This is a genomic window from Rarobacter faecitabidus, assembly GCF_006716265.1.
In the GTDB taxonomy this organism is placed as follows: domain Bacteria; phylum Actinomycetota; class Actinomycetes; order Actinomycetales; family Cellulomonadaceae; genus Rarobacter; species Rarobacter faecitabidus.
In genome coordinates this window covers 674,430-696,941 of the sequence record NZ_VFOS01000001.1, presented here as the reverse complement: position 1 = coordinate 696,941, position 22,512 = coordinate 674,430, and the positions used below count along the sequence as shown (strand labels likewise).

Annotated in this window: 23 protein-coding genes; 7 read left to right on the top strand and 16 right to left on the bottom strand. The window is 66.3% G+C overall.

Going from position 1 to position 22,512, the window contains the following annotated elements:
• Nucleotides 1-10: 10 nt before the first annotated feature.
• The 3 genes from FB461_RS03150 to FB461_RS03140 form a co-directional block, all read right to left on the bottom strand.
• Nucleotides 11-610 (bottom strand): vitamin K epoxide reductase family protein, encoded by a 600-nt coding sequence (locus FB461_RS03150; RefSeq protein WP_211349828.1) that lies wholly within the window; start codon nt 608-610, stop codon nt 11-13.
• A gap of 20 nt (nt 611-630) precedes the next feature.
• Complete coding sequence (locus FB461_RS03145) at nt 631-1,872, bottom strand: MFS transporter (RefSeq protein ID WP_246045987.1); 1,242 nt, start codon at nt 1,870-1,872, stop codon at nt 631-633.
• A 78-nt stretch (nt 1,873-1,950) separates the two neighbouring features.
• Nucleotides 1,951-3,666: a metallophosphoesterase family protein gene (locus FB461_RS03140; RefSeq protein ID WP_142118892.1), complete on the bottom strand. Its 1,716-nt coding sequence runs from the start codon at nt 3,664-3,666 to the stop codon at nt 1,951-1,953.
• Between the two features lie 59 nt (nt 3,667-3,725).
• On the opposite strand from FB461_RS03140, the gene mqo reads away from it, so the two are divergent.
• From mqo to FB461_RS03125, 3 genes are all read left to right on the top strand, one after another.
• Nucleotides 3,726-5,234: a malate dehydrogenase (quinone) gene (mqo, locus tag FB461_RS03135; RefSeq protein WP_342776103.1), complete on the top strand. Its 1,509-nt coding sequence runs from the start codon at nt 3,726-3,728 to the stop codon at nt 5,232-5,234.
• On the top strand, nt 5,227-5,676 hold the full coding sequence (rnhA, locus tag FB461_RS03130; protein WP_246045986.1) for a ribonuclease HI: 450 nt from the start codon (nt 5,227-5,229) through the stop codon (nt 5,674-5,676). Before mqo ends, rnhA begins: the two co-directional genes overlap by 8 nt.
• Before the next feature lie 108 nt (nt 5,677-5,784).
• The gene (locus FB461_RS03125) at nt 5,785-6,228 is read left to right on the top strand and encodes a Dps family protein (protein ID WP_142118890.1); all 444 of its coding nucleotides are present in this window, start codon (nt 5,785-5,787) and stop codon (nt 6,226-6,228) included.
• Between the two features lie 112 nt (nt 6,229-6,340).
• On the opposite strand, the gene FB461_RS03120 is transcribed toward FB461_RS03125, so the two are convergent.
• Nucleotides 6,341-7,198 (bottom strand): aldo/keto reductase, encoded by an 858-nt coding sequence (locus FB461_RS03120; RefSeq protein WP_142118888.1) that lies wholly within the window; start codon nt 7,196-7,198, stop codon nt 6,341-6,343.
• Between the two features lie 79 nt (nt 7,199-7,277).
• Here FB461_RS03120 and FB461_RS03115 point away from each other — a divergent pair, with 79 nt between their 5' ends.
• Entirely contained in the window at nt 7,278-7,634 is a 357-nt protein-coding gene (locus tag FB461_RS03115; RefSeq protein WP_142118885.1) for a GntR family transcriptional regulator, read from the top strand.
• A 24-nt stretch (nt 7,635-7,658) separates the two neighbouring features.
• Here FB461_RS03115 and FB461_RS03110 read toward each other — a convergent pair whose 3' ends face one another.
• Nucleotides 7,659-7,877 carry an SCO4848 family membrane protein gene (locus FB461_RS03110; RefSeq protein WP_142118883.1) on the bottom strand — a complete coding sequence of 73 codons (219 nt, stop codon included), beginning with the start codon at nt 7,875-7,877 and terminating at the stop codon, nt 7,659-7,661.
• Nucleotides 7,878-7,933: 56 nt separating this feature from the next.
• Here FB461_RS03110 and FB461_RS03105 point away from each other — a divergent pair, with 56 nt between their 5' ends.
• A complete protein-coding gene (locus tag FB461_RS03105) occupies nt 7,934-8,755 on the top strand; it encodes a GTP pyrophosphokinase (RefSeq protein ID WP_142118881.1) in 822 nt (273 codons plus the stop codon).
• Here the strand turns inward: FB461_RS03105 and FB461_RS03100 are convergent.
• Genes FB461_RS03100 through FB461_RS03090 form a run of 3 tightly spaced genes read right to left on the bottom strand, consistent with a single transcriptional unit; the run spans nt 8,752 to nt 11,152 of the window.
• A complete protein-coding gene (locus FB461_RS03100; protein ID WP_142118879.1) occupies nt 8,752-9,474 on the bottom strand; it encodes a CE1759 family FMN reductase in 723 nt (240 codons plus the stop codon). The genes FB461_RS03105 and FB461_RS03100 overlap by 4 nt on opposite strands.
• The gene (locus FB461_RS03095; protein WP_211349827.1) at nt 9,471-9,956 is read right to left on the bottom strand and encodes a MarR family winged helix-turn-helix transcriptional regulator; all 486 of its coding nucleotides are present in this window, start codon (nt 9,954-9,956) and stop codon (nt 9,471-9,473) included. The genes FB461_RS03100 and FB461_RS03095 overlap by 4 nt, the downstream gene beginning before the upstream one ends.
• Before the next feature lie 17 nt (nt 9,957-9,973).
• On the bottom strand, nt 9,974-11,152 hold the full coding sequence (locus FB461_RS03090; protein WP_142118877.1) for a CE1758 family FMN-dependent luciferase-like monooxygenase: 1,179 nt from the start codon (nt 11,150-11,152) through the stop codon (nt 9,974-9,976).
• Between the two features lie 190 nt (nt 11,153-11,342).
• Between FB461_RS03090 and FB461_RS03085 the strand changes: the two genes are divergently transcribed.
• Together FB461_RS03085 and FB461_RS03080 are read left to right on the top strand one after the other, a co-directional pair.
• A complete protein-coding gene (locus FB461_RS03085) occupies nt 11,343-12,095 on the top strand; it encodes a LamB/YcsF family protein (protein ID WP_211349859.1) in 753 nt (250 codons plus the stop codon).
• A 42-nt stretch (nt 12,096-12,137) separates the two neighbouring features.
• Nucleotides 12,138-13,787: a 5-oxoprolinase subunit B/C family protein gene (locus FB461_RS03080; RefSeq protein WP_170222588.1), complete on the top strand. Its 1,650-nt coding sequence runs from the start codon at nt 12,138-12,140 to the stop codon at nt 13,785-13,787.
• Here the strand turns inward: FB461_RS03080 and FB461_RS03075 are convergent.
• The 8 genes from FB461_RS03075 to FB461_RS03040 form a co-directional block, all read right to left on the bottom strand.
• On the bottom strand, nt 13,759-14,703 hold the full coding sequence (locus tag FB461_RS03075; RefSeq protein ID WP_142118871.1) for a diguanylate cyclase domain-containing protein: 945 nt from the start codon (nt 14,701-14,703) through the stop codon (nt 13,759-13,761). The two genes, FB461_RS03080 and FB461_RS03075, sit on opposite strands and share 29 nt — an antisense overlap.
• Nucleotides 14,704-14,792: 89 nt before the next feature.
• Entirely contained in the window at nt 14,793-15,917 is a 1,125-nt protein-coding gene (locus FB461_RS03070) for a 6-phosphofructokinase (RefSeq protein WP_142118869.1), read from the bottom strand.
• 152 nt (nt 15,918-16,069) lie between these two features.
• The gene (locus FB461_RS03065; protein ID WP_142118868.1) at nt 16,070-16,492 is read right to left on the bottom strand and encodes an OsmC family peroxiredoxin; all 423 of its coding nucleotides are present in this window, start codon (nt 16,490-16,492) and stop codon (nt 16,070-16,072) included.
• Between the two features lie 115 nt (nt 16,493-16,607).
• The gene (locus FB461_RS03060) at nt 16,608-17,996 is read right to left on the bottom strand and encodes an MFS transporter (protein ID WP_142120691.1); all 1,389 of its coding nucleotides are present in this window, start codon (nt 17,994-17,996) and stop codon (nt 16,608-16,610) included.
• A gap of 116 nt (nt 17,997-18,112) precedes the next feature.
• Complete coding sequence (locus FB461_RS03055) at nt 18,113-18,787, bottom strand: DedA family protein (protein WP_142118865.1); 675 nt, start codon at nt 18,785-18,787, stop codon at nt 18,113-18,115.
• A gap of 52 nt (nt 18,788-18,839) precedes the next feature.
• Entirely contained in the window at nt 18,840-20,639 is a 1,800-nt protein-coding gene (locus FB461_RS03050; protein WP_142118863.1) for a glycerophosphodiester phosphodiesterase, read from the bottom strand.
• Nucleotides 20,640-20,922: 283 nt separating this feature from the next.
• Entirely contained in the window at nt 20,923-21,852 is a 930-nt protein-coding gene (locus tag FB461_RS03045; RefSeq protein WP_142118861.1) for a VOC family protein, read from the bottom strand.
• 41 nt (nt 21,853-21,893) lie between these two features.
• Nucleotides 21,894-22,472, bottom strand: coding sequence for an NADPH-dependent F420 reductase (locus FB461_RS03040; RefSeq protein ID WP_142118858.1), 579 nt, complete (start codon nt 22,470-22,472; stop codon nt 21,894-21,896).
• Between the last annotated feature and the right edge of the window lie 40 nt (nt 22,473-22,512).

The following is a 22,512-nucleotide window of genomic DNA, read 5'->3' as shown; positions in this document are numbered from 1 at the left end:
TATCGCCTGATCAGCCCTGCACCTCGGATAGAACCGTGTCCCACAGCGCGATGACGATCCACAGGATGACGGCGACGTACGAGGCGACGATCAGCAGCGGGCGATAGTCGACGAGCGTCGAGCGCAGCCTGGCCGGGCCGGGCAGGTGTCCCCTATCGGACCCGAAGGCGAGCACGTTCCACCACAGCGGAATAGTGATGGTCCACACGACCATGCAGTACGGGCACAGCCGCCCCAGCGAGTAGATCGACGTCCACATCAGGAACACGATCAGGACCATGGCGAGCGTCGTGCCGACTGCGAGCGCCCGCCAGTACCAGCGCGGCGGCTCCCATCCGGTCAGCATGATCACGCCGGTGGCCATGACGACGGGGAATGCACCCACGCCGAGGAACGGGTTGGGGAAGCCGAAGATCCTGCCCTGCCACGAACCCATGGCCGGACCGCAGTCGATGAAGAGCGAGAAGGAGCAACTCGGGATGTAGTTCGGGTCTGCGAGCGTGAGGTACCGCTCGATCGACAGATCGGCCGACGCCCACAGGCCGATGGCCGCGAGTATCAGTAGCCAGAAGCCGGTTCGGCGCAACGACAATCGGTGAACCTGGTCCACTGAAGGTTCATGCGCCTGATTCACTTCTCCCCCTCCACGGCCGCCGCTCCGCTCGTCCCGGGAGCGGCTGCCTCGAGGATACGCTGAGGAACGCGGAGGCGCTGCACGATCAGCATCAGCCCTAGGCCGAACACCGTCAGGATGACACCTAGCCAGGCGAGCGCCGGATAGCCCAGGCCCGAGGTCAGGACCAGGCCGCCCAGGAATGCGCCGTTGGCATTTCCGAGGTTCAGCGATGAATGGCACAGGGATGCCCCGAGCGAGGGCGCGCCCGGGCTGAGGTCCATGAGGGCGGCCTGCAGCGAGACGCCGAGGATCTGCGACGCCACGCCGACCAGGAACAGGCCGATGAGGACGCCGGGCATCGTGCCCATGATGAAGGCGAAAACGGCCAGGGAGATGGCGGTGGTGATGAATCCGAGGTTGGTAGTCCCGTTCACGCTGCGGTCCGACAGGCGACCGCCGAGCAGCACACCGACCGTCATGCCGAGTCCGAACGCCGCGAGCGCGAGCGACACCGCGATGCTTCCCGCACCCACTCCCTTGAGCACGATCGGCTTCACGTAGCTGTAGGCGGCGAACATGCCGCCGAAGCCGATGGCGCCCGCGGCCATGGCGAGCCACATCGGCCCGTTCTTCAACGCGGCGAACTCACTCTTCGGGGACGCACCGGGCAAGGGCGCGACGGGCGGGATGAACCACCACACCCCGAGAATGGTGGCGACGCCCAGCAGCGCGACCAGGCGGAACGTCCACTCCCAGCCGAGTTTGTCACCGACGATCGAGGACAGCGGGACGCCCACGATATTGGCGATCGTTAGGCCGACGAGCATCATCGACACCGCGAAGCCGCTCCGGGCCACTCCCACGACGGCCGTCCCCACGACGGCGCCGACGCCGAAGAACACGCCATGGGCCAGGCCCGTGATGAGGCGGCCAGCGATCAGGAGCTCGAGATTCGGGGCGAACGACGAGAGCAGATTCCCGAACGTGTACAGCGCCATGAGCGCGATCAGCAGGGTCTTGCGCGGCATGCGGGCGCTCGTGACGGTCAGCAGCGGGCCGCCGAGCACCACGCCGATGGCGTAGGCGGAAATGGTGTGGCCGGCGGTCGCGTCGTTGACACCGAACGCCTCCCCGACGTTCGTCAGGACGCCCATGGCCGCGAATTCCGTGGTGCCTATGGTGAAGCCGCCGATCGCCAGCGCCAGGAGTGCCAGTCCGGGATGGCGCGCGATAGACGTCGTGAATGGGTTAGACACGAGGAGTCCTTGAATCGTGGGAAGGTGAGGTTTCTCGACTCAAGGCTACTACCGCTCAGGGGACAAAGGACCCATGAATTAGCCGCCGGCCGGTTCGGTGTCCGTCGTGTCGCCCGCGGGCGCCGGGGATTGCTGATCTGCAGGTTCGTCCGGTTGCGACACGAGTTCCCGCACTAGCGATTCCGGCACCGGGTATCCCGCGAGCGCCGAAACCATCACGTTCGCGTCGGGGTACACCGAAACGACCCGGTAGTCGACGATCGCCCTGGTGACCGGATCGAAGCGCAGGACGGTGACCTCGGCGATGCCGTGCAGGGGTCCGAGGGTGGGCTGTCCCTCGATCGCCCCGGCCGATGAGGCGTTCACGTACTCGATGGCCGATCCGCTGGCCTGCGGTCCGATTCGCCGGTGGAGGTGGCCGCTGATCGTGTAGTCCACGCAGCCATTCTTGGCGATGTCGGCGGCAACGTACGGGTTGTGAATCAGCAGGATATCGGGCCGGTCATCGCACGCGACCTGCGATAGTCGGCTGACCACCTGATCGGCGGTCTCGTCTCGCGCCAGGGTCGTTCCCTGGCCGATGCGCGTCGCGTACGGATCCAGATCGCCCAGAACGGTGACCCCTTCGATGGATTCGTTCTTGCCGCGCAGGACCGTGGCACCCTCGCTGGCGAACTGGCTCGCCGTCGTCTCGCTGTCGTGGTTGCCGCCGGCATACACGATCGCGGTGCCGTCGGGCACCGCGGCCTCCAAGGAGGAGGGGCAGATCTCCTCAACCGCAGTTCCATCGATCGTCGCATCGCCCGCGTGCAGCAGGATTTCTGCGCCGGATTTTCGGACGAGGTCCCCGACGAGCGGGCTCATGGAGAAATTGCAGTGGATGTCAGCGACGACGACCATAGTGATCCAATCGGTGGCATCTCCGAGGGGCAGCGACTGCGCCAGGAGAGGAACCTCGGGGTTGTCCAGTGTTTCCGCCGGCAGTTCGGTCAGCGGCGTCGTGAGGTTCAGTTGTGCAGGATCGGCGGCCATGCGCTCGTCCCACGCGAGCGCAAAATTGGTGCGGACGCTGGCGTAGAAGTCCTCGTTCTCGCGGTAGACGTCGACGAGTTGCGCGCCGTATGTCTCCAGAACGCCGCCTAGCCTGCCCGTAACCCTGGTTCCGGCCAGCGGGGTACCCTCCAGGACGCGCGCGCCGGCGATGCGGTGCGCCTTGGCCGTGCCCGCCATGACCACGGCCGTCGTTCCGGAGACTGCGAGTAGGGCCGCCACGGCCACCCAGGGCGCGGCGCGCAGAGCGAGGACCGAGACCTGCCTGCCGCGGCGGCGGCCGAGAAGGAATCCGAGCAGGGCCGCCGCCAATGCGACCGCGCCGACGTTGACGATCAGTTGCCTGCCGATGGCATGGGTCAGAGCAGCCTTCACGAGCCTGATCGTGTCGTCCGGGGACGAGAAGAACGCGACGTACTGCTGCAGGTCCCCAAGGAGTTGATCGACGTCATTGGCCTGGGGAGCAGCCGCGAAATCATCGGGAATCTCGTGCACGATGGCCTTGACACCGACCGGCCCCGGCATGCCGGAATTCCGTTCTATGTTCCCGAGGGGCCCGAGGTCGATGACGAGCCGGCCGCTCATCGTGAGCTGGTACGTAGCGAAGTGCGGACCGAGAGGCGCCGTGGCTTGAGCGGTGAAGACCGCGTGCGCTGCGCAACCGAGCAGCGCGATCACCGCGAGAAGTAGCGCTCGCGGCCAGGCGCGGCGTCGTTTGATGGGCGGGATGTCGCTGCTGCTCATATGGCACCATTGTGGACCAATTCCACGCGGAACGCGGGGGAAGGACTACGATGTCCGCTATGTCCCGGACAGTTGTACCCCACTCCCCCGCGCCCTTCACGGGCACCGGCACCAGCGCGACGATGCCGTTGCTTTTCCCGCCCGCCCAGGAACTCGATGGCGCGCACTACGACGCCGTGCTGATCGGCGGCGGGATCATGAGCGCCACGCTCGGAGCGTTCCTGACTCTCCTGGAGCCGACGTGGAAGATCCTGGTCATCGAGCGCCTGGACGAACTAGCTCAGGAATCGTCGAACCCATGGAACAACGCGGGGACGGGCCATGCCGCGCTGTGCGAACTGAACTACACCCCGCAGCGCCCCGACGGATCGATCGACACGTCGAAGGCCAGGGTGATCAACGATCAATTCGAGGTATCGAGAAGGCTCTGGGGTTCGCTGGTTCGCGAAGGACTGATGCGTGATCCGTCGAGGTTCCTCTCGGTTACTCCGCATATGACGCTCGTGCGCGGACAGGCCAACGTGGACTACCTCCGCCAGCGCTATGAAGCCCTTCGGGGGGAAGCCGGATTCACCTCGATCGAGTTCTCGTCCGATCCCGCGGTCATCGGCGGCTGGGCGCCGTTGCTCACCGCAGGCAGGAATCCGGATGAGCCCATCGCCGCCACTCGAGTCGCCGAGGGCACCGATATCAACTTCGGTGCGCTGACCCAGGACCTCTTCGCCCTCATCGCCGCCCGTGGTGGGCGCATCGTCACCGGCCACGAGGTGACGGGATTGAAGAAGCGCGGGGACCACTGGAACCTGCGCGTGAAGAACCGGTCCTGGAATGCCGGAAAGCGCCGACTATCGGTCTCGTCCCGATTCGTGTTCGTCGGAGCCGGTGGATACGCGCTACCGCTCCTGCAGCGCTCCGGAATTGCCGAGATCCGTGGGTATGGCGGATTCCCGATTTCCGGTCGATTCCTGCGCACCCGCAATCCCGAGGTCGTCGGCCAGCACAACGCCAAGGTCTATGGCAAAGCCGCGGTGGGATCCCCACCCATGTCCGTTCCCCACCTCGACACCCGGGTCGTGGACGGCGAAACCTCGTTGCTCTTCGGCCCCTATGCGGGCTTCAGCCCCCGCTACCTCAAGACGGGATCCCTGCTCGACCTGATCCGCTCGTTGCGACCGGGGAACATCGTCTCGATGCTCGGCGCCGGCGCCCACAACATCGGCCTGACCAAGTACCTGATCGGCCAACTAGTAGCACGCGACGAGACCCAGTTCCGCGACCTCATGGACTTCTACCCCCGCGCCAGGCCGGGAGATTGGGAGTGGATCACGGCGGGCCAGCGCGTCCAGGTCATCAAGCGCGACAAGAAGGACGGCGGGCGCCTCGAATTCGGCACGGAACTCGTCGTCAGCGCCGACCGGTCCATCGCGGGCCTGCTCGGCGCCTCGCCCGGGGCTTCCACCGCCGCATCGACGATGATCAAGCTGCTGCAGCAGTGCTTCCCCGACCACGTCAACGGCTGGCGTGATCGACTCGAAGAACTCGTCCCCGGCGCCCTGCCCCGTGACTGACGACAACGCGCCCACCATCCACATCTGGACCGACGGCGCGTGCAAGGGCAACCCAGGACCAGGTGGCTGGGGAGCATATCTGCAATCGGGTCGGCACGCCAAGGACCTGTGGGGCGGGGAGAATCCGACCACGAACAACCGGATGGAACTGCGCGCCGTGATCGAGGCGTTGCGCGCCCTCAAGCGTCCGAGCGTCGTCGTACTCCACGTGGACTCCCAGTACGTGATGCGCGGGATCACCGAATGGATCGCAGGCTGGAAACGCAACGGCTGGCGGACCAAGGACAAGAAACCGGTCAAGAACGACGACCTGTGGCGGGACCTCGACACCGAGCTTGGTCGACACGTCGTCACCTGGCAGTGGGTCAAAGGCCACAGCGGCGACGAGGGCAACGAGCGCGCCGACGCGCTGGCCAACCGCGGTGTGGACGAGGTCCGCTGACGCCCACACCCGGACACGACCTCCCGGCGGGGTGCCGGATAGGCGACGCTAACCCGCATTTTTCACGAGACCGACCTATGCTGGAGGAACACCTTTAGGGAGGTCAAAATGCCAAGCACGTCTCCACAAGTCGCAAGCATCTTGCAGTCCACGCTGGTCGATCTGATCGATCTTTCGCTCATCGGCAAGCAAGCCCACTGGAACGTCCACGGGCCGCAGTTCCGCTCGGTCCACCTGGAACTCGACGAGGTCGTCTCCGACGTTCGGCTGTGGTCTGACACCGTGGCCGAGCGCCTCGCGCAGCTCGGCGTCTCGCCCGATGGCCGCGCAGACACAGTTGCCTCGACCTCACAGGTCGACGACATCGGCGCGGGCCCCATCGGCGCCGACAAGGTCGTGCAACTGCTCTCCGAGCGACTGGATGCCGCCTCGCAGAATATCAAGGACGCGCTGCCGGAACTCGAGGAGGACCTGCTCAGCCAGGATCATCTGATCGCCATCGGACAGGGACTCGACAAGCACGCTTGGTTCTTGCGCTCGCAGATCAAGTAGGGCTCTGCCAGACAAAGACGGGGGGCGTGACCGGCTGTAGCCGGTCACGCCCCCCGTCTTAACTCTGCCCGCCTTCCCTGGGCGCGATGTCCGCGGTACCTGGCGGGAGTGCCTAGAACTCCTCGTACTCAGCGGGATCCTGGCCGGCAAGGCGGCCGTCCGGGCGACCGAGCGACGTGATAGCCGCCATGTCACCCTCCGAGAGTGTGAAATCGAAGAGTTCAAGGTTCTCGCGCTGGCGCGAAGCGTTGGCGGACTTGGGCAACGGAATCGTGCCCAGTTGCGTGTGCCATCGCAGAATGACCTGGACGGGTGACTTCCCGTGCTTGGCCGCGATCTCCTGCACGATCGGCTCGGCGGCGACCGAGTTTCCGCGGCCCACGGGGCTCCAGGACTCGGTTTGCACACCGCGGGCGCGGTTTGCCTCGATCACTTCCAACTGCGGGAAGTACGGGTGCAGTTCTATCTGATTGACCACTGGCGCCACCCCAGTTGCCTCGATGACGGCGTCGAGGTGTTCGGGCAGGAAGTTCGAGACTCCCACGGCCTTGATCAGTCCGGCATCCCTCATCTCGATCAGCGCACGGTAGGCCTCTACGAACTTACCCACCTTGGGGTTCGGCCAATGGATCAGGTAAAGGTCGATGTAGTCGAGTCCCGTGCGGTACACGGACTCCTGCACGGTGAGAATCGCGGAGTCGTGGTCATGGTGACGCCCGGGAAGCTTGGAGGTCACGATGAGCTGCTCGCGCGGGACGTCGCTCTCGCGAACGCCGCGTCCGACCGCGCCCTCGTTCTCGTAGTTGAAGGCCGAATCGAGGAGCCGATAGCCCTGGTCGATGGCCGAGCCGATCGCCGTCGCTCCGGCGGTGCCGTTCAGCTTGTAGGTACCCAATCCGACCGCGGGAACGAACGATCCATCGTTCAGTGCGAGAGCCGGAACTTCACTGCGTGATGCATGTGTGCTCATTCTTCGAGCCTACGCCGGACGACGCGGGATTCGCAGGGGATTCCTTGACCGCGAACGTTTGTATTAATACGATCGGGCGATGGAGATCACCATCGATCCCGCATCTCCCGTCGTGCCGTTCGAGCAGATTCGCGGGCAGATCGCTCGCCAGATCGCCGCCGGGACCCTGTCGGCCGGCGCGCGCCTGGGCACGGTCCGCCAGGTCGCGGAGCAACTCGGTGTCGCGGTCAACACCGTGGCTCGGGCGTACCGCGAACTCGAGCAGGCGCACCTCATCGAGACCCGGGGGCGCAATGGCACGTTCGTGACGTCCGCGAGCACCGTCGTCGACGATACGGCGAGGCGCGCCGCCGCTGACTATGTGCGACTCATGCGCGATCTCGGCATCAGCCCGGCAGACGCGGAAGCGCTCGTCCGAGAGGAATACCGGCGCTAGTCGCCCCGCCCCCACCGGCCCGTCCTAGCGGGCGAAGACTCCCGCGATGGCACCGATGGCCGTCACGAATGTCACCACGCCCGTCGCGATGAAGAGCACCCGATGAACCCGCAAGAACTTCGTCGGCCGTCCATGCGCATCGCGGGCGCGCGGGTCCGCCTGCACGCGGCGATAGAACTGCGGCCAGACCGCGGCGTTGAACAGGACGTTGAGGAAGGCAAGGGCGACGAGGAACCAGTACATGGCTCCACAGTAGTGGCCCCAGGCCGCCACCCAGACCGCGGATTTACGATGGGGGTATGACTTCCAACGTAGGCGCCAATATCGAAGTCGGACTCACCGACCTGCTGGGCCCGGATGCGACCATCGCCGATCTGGAGGCGTTGCGCGATGCGTTCACGCGCTTCATGCTGCAGTACAAGTTCGCTATCGACGAGGTGCTCACGAAGGTGAACATCCTGCGCGATGAGTTCGAGCACCTGCATCACGAAAACCCCATCGAGCACGTCTCCTCGCGCCTGAAGTCGGCCGCCTCCGTGCTGGACAAGATCGAACGCAAGGGCTGTGACCCGAACTTCGACGCCATTCGCGGCTCGATCTTCGACATCGCGGGGGTGCGGATCGTCTGCAGTTTCATCCCGGACATCTACAAGGTGCTCGAGGCACTGCAACGCCAGGACGATCTCACGGTGCTTGAGGTCAAGGACTACATCCAGAACCCGAAACCGAACGGATACCGCAGCCTCCATCTCATCTGCTCGGTGCCGGTGTTCCTCTCGTCCGGCACCGTGCAGGTGACAGTGGAAGTGCAGATCAGGACGATCGCGATGGACTTCTGGGCGTCGCTTGAGCACAAGATCTACTACAAGTACGAGCGGCAGGTGCCGGCCGAGATCCTGGACGGGCTGCGCAGTTCCGCGCAGGTCGCCGCGACTTTGGACACGACGATGACGGACCTGCGCGCGCGGGTGCGGGAACTGGAACTCGAGGCGGACAAGGACGGTGCGGCGGCTGCGCGCACGATCGATCACCTGGATCGAGCGGTTGCGGATCAGCACGGGCTCGTCCCGCAACTTCACCTCATCGAACGCCTAGCGGATCTTCGCCGGAAGCGGATTTAACGCCCGTCGCTCACCCGGGGCGATTTGTCAGCCACTCCACCGGTCGCCAGCCTCATGAGGTCGGTGTCGAAGTCGATGTCGGCGAGCGAATCCTGCGAACCGTGGGAGTCGAAGGTGCGCTGGTAGGTCGATCCCTGCCTGCCGAGAACCTCCTGGCGCACCCGCGCCGCCGTGAGCGCCGCAAGTTCGGTCGCCGCTCGCTTGATCCGGCGGCCGAGGCCCGCCGGATCGGCCCAGTCCTCAGTGGCGGCGAAGACCGATGTCGGGACGGCCATGGCACGCAGGTATGCGAACAGCGGACGCATATCTGAGTCCGGCACGAGGGCGTGGCGCGGGGTGCCTGCCGTCGCCGCGAGAACGACCGGCATCGACAACAGCACATCGTCGTCCAGCACGTCGAAGAAGGACTTGAACAGTCCCGTGTAGGAGGCCTTGAACACGGGCGTCACCGCGATGAGTGCGTCTGCGCGGGCCACCGTGGCGATCGCCTCGTTGAGCCGCTCGGACTTGAGGGCGCCGGTCGAGGCGATCGCAATGTCGCTCGCGAGTTCGCGCAATTCGACGACCCGAACGCGTACCTCGGCGCCCGGCAGCAGCGCGGCGAGTTGCTCGCGCGTGGCGACGCCGATGCGGTCTGCGAGCATTCGGGTGGTCGATGGCGATGAGACGCCGGCGCTGACGGCGACGACCTCGAAGGGGCTATCGGGGGTGGTTGTCATGAGTTCGCCTCGCGAATCTTGGATGTCAATTCTGTTAGTTGTTGCATTTCCGCCGCGGTGAGCCCTGCCCACATGCGCTCGGCGACGAGTCGCCCGTGGCATTTGCCGACCTTGCGCTGAAGCGCACGGCCCTCATCGCTCAGGCAGAGCAGGATGCTCCGCCGATCTTCGTCGGCGACGCGGCGCAGGACGAGTCCTCTCACGACCAGTCGGTCGACGAGTCTCGAGATCGCGGGCTGGCTGAGGAGTACGCCTTCGAGCAGTTCCGACTGTCGTATCTCCCGCCCCGCCTTCGCCAGCGTGTACAGCACGTCGTACTCCCGGGCAGTCAGGTCCTCCCACACCTCGTCGGCGAGGAACTTCCGCATCATCGAGGCGTAGGACTGGAGCAGCGACTCCCAGGCCGCGTTAGCGGCACTGAGTTGCGGCTTGGTCAGCGTGGTCGCTGGCTGGCCGTGTCGATCGCAGGGCGTCTGGCTCACTTCGGGTTACCCGCCTTCTACAGCGAGGGCATCGTCGCCGGCTTGGCCGGGTCGGAGGGCGATGTGCCCGTCACGTTGTCCCCGCGATTGTCGTTGGGGCGCGGCTGCCGCGGCTCGGCATCGCCGTACTTGGCCTTGACCAGGAGGTCGTGCGTTGGCGCGGGGGCCGCGCCTGCCGGCCTGAGTGCCGCCATCTCCTTGCGCACGACGGGGAGGATCTCCTCGCCGAGCAGGTCCAGTTGCTCCAGCACCGTCTTGGTGGGCATGCCGCCGTGGTCGATCAGGAACATCTGGCGCTGGTAGTAGCCGAAGTAGTTCGGCAGTTCCATGATGCGGTCGATGACCTGCTGCGGACTGCCGACGAACAGCGGGGTGGCCTCGCTCATCGTCTCCAGGTCCGGGCCGCCGCGGTAGACGGCCGAGTTGTCGTAGTACGGGCGGAATTCGCTGATGGCGTCCTGCGACTTGGGTCGGGCGAAGAGTTGGGCGCCGACACCCACGATCGCCTGCTCCTGCGTGCCGTGGCCGTAGTGCTCGAACCTGCGCCGGTACAGCGCGATCAGCCGCTGGAAGTGGCTCATGGGCCAGAAGATGCCGTTGGCGAAGAAGCCGTCGCCGTAGTAGGCCGCCTGCTCTGCGATCTCGGGCGTGCGGATGGAGCCGTGCCAGACGAACGGCGGAACGTCATCGAGCGGGCGCGGCGTGGACGTGAACCCCTGCAGCGGCGTCCGAAAGCGCCCTTCGAAGTCGACCACGTCGTTGTGCCACAGCTCATGGAGCAGGTTGTAGTGCTCCAGCGCGAGTGGCAGCGACTCGCGGATGTCCTGCCCGAACCAGGGATAGACCGGCGCGGTATTCCCCCGGCCGAGCATGATGTCCGAACGCCCGTGAGCCAGGTGCTGCAGCATCGCGTACTCCTCGGCGATGCGAACCGGGTCGTTGGTGGTGATGAGCGTCGTGGAGGTCGACAGGATGATGCGCTTCGTCTGCGCGGCGATATAAGCCAGGAACGTGGTGGGCGAAGACGTGTAGAAGGGTGGGTTGTGGTGCTCCCCCGTGGCGTACACGTCGAGCCCGACCTCCTCGGCCTTCTTGGCGATCTGCACGGCCGCGTTAATGCGTTCCGCCTCGCTCGGCGTCCGGCCGGTGTTGGGATCACGGGTCACGTCGCCGACCGTGAAGATTCCGAACTGCATTTCAACCCACTCCTCGCTGGCGACCGAGCGCCGCCCGTCATCAATTAGATGCAATTGCATGTATCTACGTCAACTCGAAACGCCTCGCGTTCATTCCGGATGGCAATGTGGCCTCCCTCACAGCCTGCGCTACCGTGGAGATGAACGCATCAAGGAACACGACTTAAGGGCGACGCGCGTGACCGTGACCATGGATCTCAACGCCGATCTTGGCGAATCGTTCGGCCCGTGGCGCATGGGCGACGACGAGTCACTCCTCGGTATAGTCACCTCGGCCAATCTCGCGTGCGGCTTTCACGCCGGCGATCCGCAGACGATGATCCGAACCGCAGCGATGGCGCGCGACGCGGGCGTGAGCATCGGCGCCCACATCTCGTACGCCGACCTGCGCGGATTCGGCCGCCGCCCGATGCCCGTCACGCACGACGAGCTCCACGCCGATGTCGTCTACCAGCTCGGGGCCGCGCTGGGGGTGACTGCGAGCGTCGCCGTGGAACTGACCCACGCGAAGCCACACGGTGCGCTCTACAACGTCATCGCGACGGACCGCAACCAGGCACGCACCGTTGCCCGCGCCATCGCGAGCGTTCGACCGGGTCTACCCGTCTACGGCCTCGCTGGGTCCGTCTTCCTGGACGAGGCCCGCGCGGCAGGGCTCGTCCCCGTGCCGGAGGCCTTCGCCGATCGCGCCTACGAAACCGACGGCACGCTGCGCCCACGCTCGCTCGTTGGCGCCGTGCTCACGGATCCGGACGAGATAGCCGCCCGCGTCGTCCGCCTCGCCCGCCGTGGCGAGATCCTGGCGCACGAGGGCTCGCCGATTGCGCTGGCGGCAAGGACCGTCTGCGTGCACGGCGAAACCGCGCATGCGACGGCCATTGCGAGGGCGATTCGCTCGGCGCTCGAGGCGGCGGGCGTGGACCTACGTGCCATCGAGCACTAGCGCGGTCCGCATCGCATGGCAAGCGGCGAGCACAATGACACGGTGGCCGGCGCGGTGGTGAGAATCCTGCCGCTGGGAGACCGTGCCATGCTGGTCGAGCTTGCGTCGCTGGCCCGCGTGCTCGCATTCGATGCGATGCTGCGCGCGAATCCCATCGAGGGGGTAACGCAGGTCGTGCCGGCAGCCCGCACCGTGGCGCTCCACGTCGATCCGTCCCGCGTCGATGCGGCGGCACTCTCCCCGCAACTGCGCGAGCTCGCGCGCACCACCGCGAGCCCTGTCGAGCAGGGGACGGTAGACGCCCCAGTGGAGATTCCGGTCAACTACGACGGTTTCGATCTCGACCTCGTTGCCGACGATCTCGGCGCGACACCCGCCGAGGTCGCGGAACTGCATTCCGGAATCGAATACACCGTCGCATTCAACGGGTTCTCCCCGGGCTTCCCGTACCTCGCCGGCCTGCCGGCTGCCCTGCACCTTCCCCGACTGGCCAGCCCTCGAGCGCGCGTGCCCCGCGGATCGGTCGCGATTGCCGGGGAATTCTGCGGCATCTATCCGACGCCCAGCCCGGGTGGCTGGCGGCTGATCGGTCACACCTCGGTACCGCTGTGGGACTCCGGTGCGGCCGTACCACCGCTCCTGCCACGGGGCACGCGGGTCAGGTTCGTGCCGCGGATGTCCGCGGCGCAGCCCGCAGGTGAGCCATCGTCATTGACGCAGGCACTTCTGCCCCCCGCGATCAGCGCGGAGGTCCGCGGCTCGGGTGCTGGAGCGGGGAACGACTCGGGAGTGCCGCCGGTTCTCACCGTGGTCGATCCGGGTCCGCTGACGGTGATCGAGGATGGCGGACGCCCGGGACGGCTCGGCTGGGCGGTGTCCCCGGGAGGAGCGGCGGATCCCGGGTCACTACATGCGGCCAACCGGCTCGTTGGCAATGCGCCCGCATCGGCTGCGCTGGAGACCGTCGGCGGGATCTCCCTATCTGCCCGCCGGCGCACGGTCGTCGCCGTCTCGGGGGCGCGCGGCAGAGTGACCGTGAACGGAGCAGAGGCGGATCCGGCGCGTCCCCTTCTGCTAGTTCCCGGGGACTCGCTCCATCTGGCGATGCCGGCAATGGGGGCGCGGATCTACGTCGCGGTGCGCGGCGGCGTCGCCGTCCCGCGCGTCCTGGACTCGCGTTCGTTCGACGCGCTGAGCGACCTCGGTCCACGGCCGTTGCGCCCGGGCGACGACGTAGCGAGCGCGGGCAGAGCGCCATTCTCCGTCGCAGAGGAGGCTGTCCCGACCGGCCCGTACCCGGCGCCAGGTGATCTGGTGACTCTCCGGATCTCCCCCGGGCCCAGGGCGAATTGGTTCACGCGTCACGCCTGGGAGCTACTCACCGGCCGGGAATGGGAGGTGACGCCAGAATCGAATCGCGTCGGCGTCAGGCTACGCGGCGAGGAACCGCTGCCGCGGGCGGATCGCTACGCTGATGCCGAGCTCGCCAGCGAAGGGCTGGTGGCCGGGGCGATTCAGGTTCCGCCGAGCGGCGCGCCGCTGGTCTTCGGAACCAACCACCCGACGACGGGCGGATATCCGGTTATCGCATGCGTGGCGACCACGGATCTCCCGCGGATCGGTCAGCTGCCCGCCGGAGCGCGCGTCCGATTCGAGCCCTCCGCTATCTCTTTCGTGCAGCCCGGAGCCTAAGTTCGGCGGTGCGCAACAGGTCGTCCGCCGTCCTGACGTTGGCGTCCGTGAAGCCCGCTCCCGAGTCGAAGCCCGGCCAGATCGACGTGGGAATGCCCGGCTCTGTCGGCGCCAATGCCCGCAAGTGCGTCTCGCGGATAGCGTCAACCGATGCAACCACGGTGACCTCTTCCAGCGGCGGAAGCGTTGTGACGATCGCGAACACACGCCCGGAAACGCGGAAGCAGTCCATTCCGGGTGCGCGCGTGGCCTCCAGCCGGCGTCCCACTGCCTGCAGAATCGTGTCGCCGCCGTTCTGGCCGTATTGCGCGTTGATCTTGCCGATCCCCCGTACGCGGATGAGCACGAGGGCGATCCGCGCCCGTCCCCCCTGCGCCCGCTCGCACCTGCGGGCCAGCCCATAGAGCAGCGCGGTTCTGGTCGGAAGCGCAGTGAGGGCGTCCTTGACCGAACGCGACGCGAGCGCGGAGACGAGCGCCTTGGTGACGTCCCCCGTCTCCGCGACCCGCCATTCGGTATCCGAAACCAGGATCGGATCGTATCGACGCTTGCGCGAACGATCCATCGCGCGGGTCGCGGCGTCGGCGATGCTCGTGCCGGGCGGTAGCACCAGCGCCTTATAGTCGGCGAGCTCGCCCGCCGCGCGGCGCAGGTGGACAGCGCGCCCATAGCCGAGCCTGCCGGTGAGCGCCGCCCCGTACATGGCGCGCGTGATGAGCCCGATCCGGCCCTCAGCGGAATCGTTGACTACGACGGCATGGATCGACTCGTCCCGGAACATGACCTCCAGTTCGCTCACGAGCACCGTGGACTCGATCGTCAGGATCGGACGGGCGACGTCCGCCAGAGCACGAATCTTGGCGGCGGTCTCCACCGCCGCGAGCCGATCCGCCGCTAGCGCCAAATCTTTAATCACGCCGCAATTCTGGCACGGTAATTTGTTGGAATTACAGCGATTTGGAAAGCCTTCGACAGGCTTTCACGTGCCGGCCACCTCGCGTCAATCTAATCGCCGAGGCCGGTTCCGACCTTGCGCGCGGCCTGCACCCAGGCGTGGTCCGGCGGGACGAGCTTCGTCTTGCCGGCAACCCTGTCGAGCGGGACGGGAACCGCTTCTTCGCCGTGCGACGCGACCATCACGCCGAACTCCCCGTCCGCGACCAGATCGGCCGCCGCCGCGCCTAGGCGAGTCGCCAGCATCCTGTCCGCGGCCGAGGGAGAGCCTCCGCGCTGTACGTAGCCGAGGATTGTGACGCGCGCCTCGAGTCCTGTGGCGGCCTCCAGCTCGCGCGCGAGCTTGAAGGTGTGCTCGCGCTGCAGGTCCTCGACGTTCCGCAGGTGGACTTTGGCCGCGCGCTGCTGCTCTGGCGTCTTGGCCGCCTTGACCAGGAGGCGGGCGGCCTCGTAGTCGGCCGTGTCGTGGATGTCGCGGGCGCCCTCGGCCACGGCCACGACGGAGAAACTCGATCCGCGCTTGGTGCGCTCCCTGATTGTGGCGGCCACGGATTCGACGGTGTAGGGAATCTCGGGGATCAGGATGATATCGGCCCCGCCAGCGATGCCCGCGCCGAGCGTGAGCCACCCGGCCCGGTGCCCCATGATCTCGGTGAGGATGATGCGGTGGTGGCTGTGCGCGGTCGAGTGCACACGGTCGATGGCGTCGGTGGCGATCTCCATCGCCGTGGCGAAGCCGAAGGTCGTGTCGGTCTCGGCGATGTCGTTGTCGATGGTCTTGGGCAGGTGGATCACGTTGAGTCCCGCATCGACAAGTCGTTTCGCGTTCTTGGCGGTGCCGCCTCCACCGAGCATGATCAGCGCGTCGAGTCCCTCGCGCTGATAGTTCTCGACGACGGTGGGAACCATGTCGACCACACCGTCGGGCGTCGCAAAGCGGTGCACCTTGTCGCGCGACGTGCCGAGAATCGTGCCACCCACCGTCAGGATGCCCGATAGGGTGCTTCCGGTGAGCGGCTCGTGCCGATCCTGGACGAGCCCGGTGATACCGTCGCGGTAGCCGATGAGGTCCATGTGGTAGTGCCCGACGGCGGTTTTCCCGAAGCCCCGTATCGCGGCGTTCAATCCGGGACTGTCGCCGCCCGCCGTGAGGATTCCGACCTTCTTCGCGCTCATTTCGCCACCCTCTTTCGCGTGTCCCATGGCCGTCCAGGCGGTCATGGCCGGCGCCGCCCTGGCTCCCGCATAACCTAACTTAGCGGCTCGCCGCCCCGCCCAGGTTCACCAGGGTCGGACGCCGAGCCGCTAAGCGGTGAATGGGACGTACGCTACGCCAGTGTCGCGTCGAGCGTGATCTCGATACCAGAAAGGGCGACGGATACGGGACAGCCCTCCTTGGCCTCGTCGACGAAGCGCTCGAAGGAGGCCTCGTCCAAGCCCGGAATCTGCGCCCGGAGCGTGAGGTGGCTTCCGGTGATCCCCACTCCGGGGGTGAAACCGACGCTGGCCGTGACGTCGAGTTGCGTGGGCGGGGTGCCATTGCCCTCGAGTGCGTGGCTGAGCGCCATGGCGAAGCACGCGGCGTGCGCGGCGCCCAGCAGTTCCTCCGGCGTGGTCACGCTGTCCGACCCCTGCGACCGCGCCCGCCAGTTCACGGGCAGAGTTGCCGCACCCGAACTGTCGAGCCGCACCTCGCCGTGCCCATCGGACAGCGCGCCGTTCCATGTCACGCTTGCTTTGCTGTTAACCATGTGTGCCTCCATGTTTGCGCCGGCCCGGACGAAATGGATCCGGACGATACGGACACTTCGACTATGGCACATCTGCGGCAGCGCGCCACGTCGGCGGGCTCGGCTCGCGCCGAGCCTACGATCCAGCCGCAGCCGCTCGCCGCCGCGCGTGAAGGTCCGCGAGCGCCAGCAGCAGCGCGACGAAGAGAAAGGCACTCACGGCGGTCATCGCGACCCCGAAGCCGTCTCGGTAAACCGCGAAGTCGAGCTCTGCCGAACCGTGCGCGCGGTTGATGGTGGCATAGAACAAGGACAGCGCGACGGCGGTGCCGATTGCCGTGCCGATGCGCTGGCCGAGTTGGCCGACCGACCCGGCGAGACCGCCATCGCGCACCGGCACATGGCCCAGCGTGAGCGCCTGGTTGGGTGCCACCACGAATCCGCCGCCCGCTCCGGCTAGCACCATCGCGGCCGCCATGAACCATTCCACGTGCTGGACGGTGGCATATCGCGCAACCGCATGAAGGAGAATCGTGGCCGTCAGGATGATCGTCAGCCCCACGACGACCACGGCCCGGCCTCGCTTGGCAACTAGTCGCCCGCCCCACCAGGCGGTGAACGCGCTCGTCAGCGCGAAGCCGATGCTCACCATGCCCGCGTAAACCGGCTCGATTCCGGCTCCGATCTGGAGGAACAGGGTCGTAAGGAGAAACATCGCCGGGATGGCGGAAAAGTAGGCGGCGATGACGAGCGTCCCGTTGCGGAAGGAAGGGATGCGGAACAGCTTGAGCGGAATGAGCGGAGCCCTGCCGCTGAGCGCATACCGCGATTCCCACCAGACGAAGGCTGCGGCGAAGATCGCGCAGGCGATCAGGAGCCACCAGCGAAGCGGATTGTCGCCGCCCCCGCCGGTGGTGAGCAGGAACGGGACCATCAGCGCCATGACGGCGCAACCGAACAGCAGGATCCCCACGGGGTCGAGCGACAGCGACTGCCGTGCCCCAGTCTGCGTGGTGGGCAGGAAGACGAGCACACAGATCATGATCGCGATGCACAGTGGCACGTTGAGCCAGAACACCCATCGCCAGCCGTTCTGAGCGCCACCGAGGGCGATCATCAGACCACCAAGCGTCGGCCCGAACGCAGTGGAGACGCCGATGACGGAACCGAAGAGCCCGAACGCCCGCCCGCGCGCCTCGCCCTGGAATATCCGCTGAATCGTGCCGACCACCTGCGGCATCTGAATCCCTGCCGCGACACCCTGGACCAGGCGCGCGACCAGCAGGAACTCCTCGCTCGGCGCAAGGGCGCAGGCCGCACTCGTCAGGGCGAACAGCGACAGGCCGATCAGGAAGAGCCGCTTGCGCGACGTCTGATCGCCGAGCCGTCCCATCGGGACGAGAGTGAGGCCGAAGGTCAGCACGTAGCCCGACACGATGAGTTGGAGGGAACTCGACGACGCACCGAAGGATTGCTCGATCGAGGGCAGCGTAACATTGACCTTGCTCAGGTCGAGGATTGTCATGGCTGCCACACTCGCGGCCACCCAGAATGCGCGCCATTGCTGAGACGATGTCAGCGCAGCGGTTTGGGGCACCGCATCAGTCTATGTCGGCGGCCCGGCCATATCCTTCCGAGGGATCAGCCCTCGGCCGACGCCCGGCGGCGCTTGACGACGCGCTTGACGACGAACCAGAGCACGGCCCCCAGGACTATGGCGATCACGATGTTCGACAGCGCGGAATGCCAGCGGTCGAGCACGGGCTGAACTGCCGGCCCCAGGGCGAACCCCAGGCCGATCCAGATGGCGTTCCAGATGGCCGTTCCCAGGGACGTGTATAGGGTGAACTGCCACAGCCGCATACGCTCGATGCCCGCGGGGATGGAGATCAGGGAGCGCACGATGGGCACGCAACGTCCCACCAGGATCGCAGTAGTGCCCCACCTGGCGAAGAAGGCCTCGGCCTTGTCGAAGTCCTCGAATTCGAGTAGCGGCACCTTGCCGAAGATCCTGCGCGTGCGATCGCGCCCCAGCGCCGCGCCGATCGCGTACCAGCCCCACGAGCCTATAAGCCCGCCGAGAGTGGCCAGTAGCCACGCGAGCCACAGGGACATCCGGCCGTCGTGCGCGAGGTAACCAGCGGTCGGAAGTACGATCTCGGAGGGAATCGGCGGGAAGAACGTCTCAGCCAGCACCGCCACTCCCACGCCGACCTCGCCGAGGGAGGACATCGTGTCGAGGAACCAGCCGATGAAGCCGCCGTACTCGGCCGTCGAGGTCCTGCTGGCGGCGGCGAGCCATTCGGCCTGAGACATGCGGTTCTCCTCTAGTAGCGCTATCGCCCCACTACGTTACCGTGGGAGCCTGCTAGTACCCGAGTGACGTCGCGATGCCCGACCAGACGTACCAAGGATCGTCGCTCGAGAATCCCACGATCCCGTCGGTCATCAGCAATGCGCGCACCTGGTCGGGCTCGCTGACCGAATACGGGATCACGAGGCTCTGGTCAAAGCCGTTCTGCTGCACGTAGGGAATCAGGACGTTGCTGGTCTGGGCGAGCGAGGCTCCCAGGTACTCGTTGTAGTAGTTGCCGAACAATCCCGCGAGGTTGGCGTTCAGCTGCGCGGGGTCCCCGGAGAAGAACGTCGCGGTCAGCAGCCGCCGGATGCGTATGCTGACTCCCCTGTCCACGGCCCGCGCCGTCATCGCGTCAACGACGGGCTGACTGTTGGATTGCAGGATGACCGAGTCGGCAAGCCCTCTATCCGCCACGTCGTCGACGACGCGGCGCGCCAGCGCCGCGGTCTTGACCTCCGCCGCGATCGTCGCGCGGCCGCCGAACTCGTCCAGCAATTGCTCCCATGTGAGGGTCGTGCCGACGATGCCGGTGACGTATGCGGGGCGAATCCGGAGGTTCGCCCATTCGGCAGGCGTGATCGAGTTGATCGCCCGTTCGACGGGCTTGCCGTTCACGTCGATGATGGTGCGGGCGGTGCTCGCGTCGTGGAGCAGCGCCGGAGTTCCGTCCGCGAGGGGGCGAAGGTCGGCCTCGATCACGAATCCTGTCGCAGCGGCCGCCTCGTAGGCCTCGCGCGACTGTTCTGGGTATCGGTCCGAGCCACCGCGATGCGCGATGACGATAGGCCTGCCCTGCGCCTCCAGGTCGGTGAAATTCTTGATCCCGCGCAGCGGCCCCGGCCCCAGGTCGGTGGTGACGGAGATCGCGGACGAGTTCACCGCCAGGTACGCGCCGGCGACAGCCGGTGCCCGTAGTCGCCACTTGGTCACGCCCTGCGCACGATCGGGAAGGGCGAAGGAGATGTTGGCGACCATCGCGGTCTTGTTCGTCGTGATGGTGTCGATGGTGAGCCACGAACTCGTGTTCGGGTTGTATTCCTGCAGCGACACGTTGCGGCCGAATGCCGGGTAGATCGAGGCCGCAAGCCTGCCGGGGTTTGCCGCAGTGACGACGAGTGCCTTCGGGATGCCCACGACCGTGCTGGCTCCGGGATCGACCGTGGTGACGGTGAAGGGCGCCTTGCCGAGTTTCGCCTTGGCCGTCTTGACCACGGCGATCCGCCATTTCGAGGTGCCGACCTTGGTCGCTGGAAGGTTGAACGTGACCGTTTTGAGGGCACTGCCGGAGACGGTCTTCTTCACTTCGGTCAGCCAGGTTCCGCCCGATTTTCGCTGGAGTTTGACCGTCCGCTTGAATGCGGGTGAGACGGTGACCGACACCGGATGCTTACCCCCGCGCACGCGCAGTGATGCCGTGGCGGTGGTCACCGTGGTCTTCGCGAGAGGCGCCTTGACGACCTTCTTGAGCGGCTTTCCCATGGCGGTAACCTTGACCGTTACCTTCGGCGGCTTCTTGGCCGTCGCGGCCACACTGCCGCGGTATGCGCCCTTGGACCAGCGGAGGGTGACCTTCCGCGTCTTCCCGCGCCAGGATTTCGTGGGCGCGGATGCCTTCGCGACGGAGATTCTCACCTTCTTGGTCGCGCCGGCTTTCGGCGTCGTCAGGACGATCTTCACGGTGGCTTTGACATAGGACTTCGCGGGAACCGTGGTGCTCGCCTTGGCGGTCAGGCCACTGGCTGCGTGGGCCTGGGAGGACGCCATTATGACTACCCACGCGCACATCGCCAGGAATGCGGTAGCCGTCAACAGCGCGATTCTGGCAGGTGAGAGTGATCCGCGCGCAATGACGCGGCCGGTTCCATAGTGCACTCGGCCAATGCTAGCGAAGACTGGCTGTTTTCCTGGGGAACTGGCCGCATTTGGGATATTGAGGAATCGTGCTATTCATGCGTGAGCGGGCGGTCGGCCAGGCGAACAGGTCACCCACCAGGGGTGATCCGGCCTCGAGGATGCCCATGTGCCCGTACCCGGGGTATAGCGCCAGTCCATCGACGCTGGCTGGGGCATGTCATCCGCCGCGTGATCCCGGTCAGGCGTGCGGCTCCGTCGCCACAGGAGCCGCAAGGAGGTCTTCGACCCGGGGCGCCGGCAGCGAAACGGTGACCTGGGTCCCCCACGGGTCGGCGGTGACGATACTGGAACCGTGGTCGGCGAACGGCACGCCGCCCGTGCGCAGGCGAACCGCGAGTGCATCGAGATCGGCGCGTTCGGGAACCGCGATCGCCACGTCGCCGAGCCCGAGGCCTGCTGCGCGAGGGCCGGCGCCGCGGGAGTTCCACGTGTTCATCGCGATGTGGTGGTGGTAACCGCCCACGGACGCGAAGATCGCACCGGGGAAATCTCCTACGGTCACGTCGAACCCGAGCGAGTCGACGTAGAAGTCTCGTGCCCTGCGCAGATCGCCGACCTGCAGGTGAACGTGCCCGACTTTGGCCTCAAGCGCCGGACCGGCTTCGAGGGAAGACTCAGTGAGGTGGAGTTGCAGGAAGACCCGCGGGTCCAGCCGGTTGGAGGCCATCTGGATCTGGCCGTTCACGATCGTCCAGTGCGCACGCGGACGATCGGTGTAGAGCTCGACGCCGTTGCCCTCCGGGTCCGTGAAATAGAAGGCCTCGGAAACCAGGTGGTCCGCGGCTCCCGCGTATCGACCCCGCTGATCGCTCACGGCTCGGTAGACCGCGGCGGCGAGACTCGATTGGTCTTCGAAGAGGAAGGCCGTGTGGAAGAGTCCCGCCTGCCGCCGATCGACCATGGGGATCCCGGGCGCGTGGACGAGTCGGACCATCGGGGTGGTTCCCCGGCCCAGCACTCGACGCGTCGAGGTTCGCGTGGGTAGCTCCTCAAGGGGCTCGAGTGCGAATGCCTCGGTGTAGTAGTCCGTCATCACTTCGAGGTCACGGACGAGCAGCGTCACCGCGCTCATTCCCGAGGCGGGGTTCAGCGCCAACTCGTTGCTCATCGTCTGTTTCTCCTCGGAGATGTGAAGGAAGTAGTGGGTGGTCAGCTGACGAGCGCGAAGCCGGCGGTCCAGCTGATCTTCTCGCCCACCGCAAATGTGAGTTGCAGGAAGCCCACGGCTTCGAGCTCACGGGCGCGCGCGAGCTTTCCTGCGTCGATGGCGGCCACGCCGCCTGCCTTCACTGCTGAGATAAGCGCTGCCTTGGCGCCCTCATCGTCACCAGCGACCAGCACGGTTGCCGGGTTCTGACCGACGCTGCGGCTGGCTAGAGTGGCCGCGAAGTTGGTGTTGAAGGCCTTGATGACACGGGAGTCGGGCAGTTTGGCTTGGAGTTCGGCGGCAGCGGATGAGTCAGCAGGGACCACGAGCGAGTCGAAGGTCTCGAAGTTCAGCGGGTTCGAGATGTCAACAACGACCTTGCCTGCCAGTTCATCGCGCTTATCCTCGACGATCTCGGAGATCGACGGGTATGGGACAGCGAGGACCACGACGTCGGCATCGAGCGGGGTGGCCGCGAGTTCCGAGTGGGTAATGGTAGTGACCTGGCTGCCGCCGGCCGCGAGTAGAGCGCTGATCGCGTTCCCCATGTTTCCTGCACCGATGACGTTGAAGGTTGTCATTGTCCTTGCCTCTCTGTTGCCGGGTGACGCTGGGGCCACC